The organism is Microbacterium sp. H6 (assembly GCF_003314775.1).
In the GTDB taxonomy this organism is placed as follows: domain Bacteria; phylum Actinomycetota; class Actinomycetes; order Actinomycetales; family Microbacteriaceae; genus Microbacterium; species Microbacterium oxydans.
This window is the reverse complement of record NZ_QOAY01000218.1, coordinates 247-4,619: the sequence shown is the minus strand read 5'-3', so window position 1 is coordinate 4,619 and position 4,373 is coordinate 247. Positions and strand designations below refer to the sequence as shown.

The 4,373-nt window shown below is 67.2% G+C and carries 2 protein-coding genes; both read right to left on the bottom strand.

What is annotated here, in order from left to right; all coding sequences use genetic code 11:
• Positions 1–162: 162 nt before the first annotated feature.
• Positions 163–621, bottom strand: coding sequence for a single-stranded DNA-binding protein (locus tag DSP71_RS14335; RefSeq protein ID WP_036286723.1), 459 nt, complete (start codon positions 619–621; stop codon positions 163–165).
• A 225-nt stretch (positions 622–846) separates the two neighbouring features.
• Positions 847–4,373: SNF2-related protein (locus tag DSP71_RS14330; protein WP_258546455.1), on the bottom strand; the 3,527-nt coding region annotated here is incomplete at its 5' end.

The window sequence follows — 4,373 nt, the reverse complement described above, 5'->3', positions numbered from 1 at the left end:
TCAGCGTCATCTGCCCGCAGGAGGTTCCAGTTGATCGGGTGCGGCGGTTCCGGGAGCATCGGCATCTCGAACGCCGGCTCCGGCTCGCCGCCCTCCGGGTCGTCGCGGCCGTCGATGTCCACCGATTCGTCGTCGGTTCCGGTCATCGTCTTGGCTTCCGACTCAGCGCCCGAGTGCGGGCGCTGCCTGGGTCTGCGGACGCGGCGCGTTGAAGGGGTCATCGAGCGGCGACGACACCTGGCGCTCCTGACCCCGGCTCGCGCGTGGCGTGCGGTCGACGACGTAGGGGTGACGAGCCGGATCATGGCTGATCTTGTTCGCGATGAACTCCTCGCCCTCGACCGCCTGCCCGTCACGCTGCTGCGTGTAGGAGCGCTCGTTGCCCTGGGCAATGAAGGCGTCCCCTTTCTGCAGGTTCGCCAGCGCCCACTCCGCGGCCTCGCCGTACGCGACGATGTTGCTGAAGCTCGAGTCGAGCTGCGTGAAGGTGCCGTCGTCGTTGCGCTGCGCGTGCGACTGCGCGAACCGGGCGTAGAACTTCGTCCTGCCCTCGCGTGTCTCCGACCGTCGGGGCGTCGTCGCGATGAACCCCGAAACGGACGGCTTCGTGGTGATGGTCATGATCGTGTCCTCCTGCATCCTCGTCACCCCATCCGGGGCGTCTCTGTGCAGGAGAGGTGCACACCCTCACCACAACAGAGAAGTGTGATGCACCCCGTCACAGGATCGCGGCGTCGCCACTGTCACGGCGGGCTCGACCGGCCGACACCAGCAGGAAGGCCCAGAGAGACTGCTGTACTTCGGCGCGTACTCGCGCGAGGCGGGCTGTTGACGAGCCCGCCATTCTCACGGGCCGAGGTTTCGGCCGTTCTCGCGCCCGACTGGAGCGCCGGGAGTCTTGGGCTCGAATGCCGCCGGATGACGATCCGGATGTGAACGTATGCCGAGTGCGGGCCTGTGGGCGTTCACGACTTCCACGGTCAGTGACGCCCGCTCGGTGGCGGTCGGCTCAGGTTCGCCATTGTCCTGCATCGCGGCGAGCTGTGCCTCGACGCGGGTGAGGTCTTCCTCGGCTTCGGTGAGCGCGGTCGCATGCTTGAAGGGCAGGCCAATCCTCGCCTGCGCTTCTGCGGCTGACTGCTGTGCGATGTCACGGTCGCTGCGTGCCTGCTCGAGCAGGGTGGGGATGCCGGAGACACGGTTCTCGATGCGTTGGATGAGTCCGGTTGCGCCGTCCAGAAACGCTTCCCGGGACATGCTGAAGCTACTGCGAGGAACCCCGACGAGACCGACCTCGACCATCAGCGTTCTGAGCATCGGGTGCGTCGACAGGCGGATGTCGAATCCGCTGATCGACCCGATCATGCCGTAGTCGCGACTCGTGTAGAAGGGCACCGACGTGAAGCCTGAGTCCCGTGCCCAAGCCATGAGGGCATGGCCGGCGTCGACGCGAGAGTCGTAGTTGTGGCCGTGCAGTCGCATCCGGAACCGGTCGCCGCCGGTATCCCGGACGCGCGGTGCGGCGGCCTCCAGCCCTTCGATGTCGGCTTGAGCTCGTCGGGCATCATCGCGGGCACGATCCCGGGTGTGCACGAGCATGGACTCGTTGCGTTGGTGCGCGCGTTCCAGCCGGCGTAGGCGCGTGACTTCGTTCTGGACGGTCGAGTGCTCCAGCAGCAGCGGGTTGCCGGAGCTGATCGCCTTCGCCTCCGCTGCCGAGAGGGCGGAGGAGTCGATCTCCTCTATCTCGCGGGTGTCGAGGCGGCCCCGCATCAGCTGCGCGATGAATGTGGCCTTCCGCTCGACGCCCTGCCACATATACGAGTCGAAGGACCGCTCGGTGACGAACCGGACGATCGCGACCTCGGGGTTCTGGTTTCCTTGCCGGAGGATGCGACCCTCCCGCTGGGCGATATCGGACGGGCGCCAGGGGCAGTCGAGGTGATAGAGCGCGACGGCCCTGGCCTGCACGTTCGTACCGACGCCCATCTTCTCGGTCGACCCGACCAGCACGGCGATGTGCCCGGCGCGTGCGGCGGCGAACAGTCGGGCCTTGTCGGCGTCGGTCTTCGCTTCGTGCATGAACCGGATCGCCTCGCCGGGCATGCCGCGCAGCACAAGCTGAGCGTGGAGTTCGTCGTAGGCGTTCCACCTGTCGGGGTTGGGGGTGCCGATGTCAGAGAACACCAGCTGCAACGCGCCGCGCACGGATGAGGGCTGCCCGGTGAGGGTGTCGAGGTACTCGTTGTCGCGTGTCTTTTCCCACACACGGAAGATCGCGTCCGCGGCGGCGTCCACCTTCGTCGGCCCCGACGGCCCTCCGGATGGGAGCACCATACGGATGTCGAGTGCGGCCTTGCGCCCGTCTGTGCTGATGGTGAGCATGTTGTCTTCGTCCGGAGTGACTTGCTTGTTCTGCACCTTCTCCGCGCGATCACCGAGGGATTCGATGTATTGCTCCAGTTCCACGGTGGGCTGCACCGGGACCGTCGCCGGCACCCGCGCGCCGTCGTCCCGTGCCGCGAGGTCGGGCGTCGGGAGTTGCAGGTCGTCGGCGGTCTTCACGTCGGCGAACACCGACCAGAGCTTGAGCATCTCTGGCACGTTCTGGAACTTCGCGAACCGGGTCTTCATCCGGAACGTGTTCCCGGTCGGGGCCATCTCCATCTGCGTCACGGTCTGCCCGAACGTGGCCGCCCAGGCGTCGAACGACCCGATGCCCGCCTTCTCCAGCAGATCGGGGCGCAGGTAGCGCTGCATCACGAACGCTTCGGTCACGCTGTTGCTGATCGGCGTGGCAGTGGCGCCGGTGACCACGCGTTCGCGGCCTTGGGAGCGGAGGTGTTCGAGCTTCATATGCAGGTCCGTGGCGCGGTCGGAGCCGTCGATCGCGGCGTCGCGGATGTTCGACTCGGTGGCGAGGTTCTTGTACATATGCATCTCGTCGACCACCACGTAGTCGATGCCCGTGTCCTCGAAGCACACCCCTTGGTCGCGGCTGGTGTCGGTGCGGTCTTTGAGCTTGTTCTCCAGAGCGAGGAGCTTTCGCTGCACGCGCTTGACGCTCATCCGGTCCTCGCCCTCGGCGTGCTCCAGCACGCCCTTGACCTCTTCGACCTGGGCGCGGATGTACGCCTGCTGCGTCTCGGTGCGCAGCGGGATCTTCGCGAACGCCCCTTGCGTGAGGATCACCGCGTCCCAGTCGTTCGCCGACGCGCGGGCGACGAACAGGCGCCGCTTGTCCGCCGTGAGTTCCTGGCTGGACGCGGCGAGTACTCGCGCCTGCGGGTACAGCTGCAACCATTCCCGCCCGAACTGCTCGAGCATGTGATTCGGCACGACGATGACCGGCTTAGAGATGAGACCCATGCGGCGCATCTCCATCGCGCCCATGATCATCTCTGCCGTCTTCCCCGCCCCGACCTCGTGGAACAGCCCCGCGGCAGGTTCCGCGATCATGCGGGCGACCGCAGCACGCTGGTGCGGGCGCGGCGTGAAGTTCGCCGCCAGCCCTGGCAGGGACAGGTAGTCGCCCGCATCGGTGTAGTCGCGCAGCACGATGCTGTTGAACCGCTTGTTGTACTCGGCGACCAGGTCGGCGGCGCGGGCCGGGTCTTCCCACACCCATTCGGCGAAACGCTCCTGCAACGCCTCGGCCTTCTCCTGCGCCGCGGCGGTCTCGACCGGGTTGAGGACCCGCCTCTTCGTCCCGTCCGCCTCCTCGATCTCGTCGTAGACGAGGATCGTCTTCTGCTCCATCACCGCCTGCGCGATATCCGGCGCCGGGCGGCGCAACGTACCCCATTCAGATGTCGACAGCAGGCCTTGGCGTCCGCCGCGGACTTCCCACATGCCCGGCATCGGGTTCTCCACCCGCACTTCGGGGTTTCGCAGCAGCTCGCGAAGGAAGTCTTGGTGAACCTGCTCGCTGATCCACACCGCCCCCAGTCGCGCCGAGATGTCCTCCACTCCCAGCGGCTCGGGCAGAACGCTCTGGAGCGCGTCGACGTTCCTCTGGAACTCCGGGTCTTCCGCAGCGCGGGAGGTCGCGTCATCGAGCTTGGCTCGGACGTCGCCGGAGAGATATGCGGGCGCGTGCACCAGCTCGCCTGTGACCGGATCGGTGAACACGAGCCCGTCGAGTGCGGGCCGCGCCTCGTGGTCGGTCATGCCGAGCAGGTCGGCGATGAGGGCGATGTCGATACGCCCGGTTCTGTCCAGGCTCACCGCGATCGCGTCGGCGGGGGTCTCCACGCCCTGTACCTCCGCGCGCGGTGCGACGACCCGGCGCGAGAGGATCGCTGCCTGGTGCGCCGTCTGGTCGGTGTCGTCGAACTGCTCCAGAGCCAGGACGAGGGGGCCGAACGGGTCGG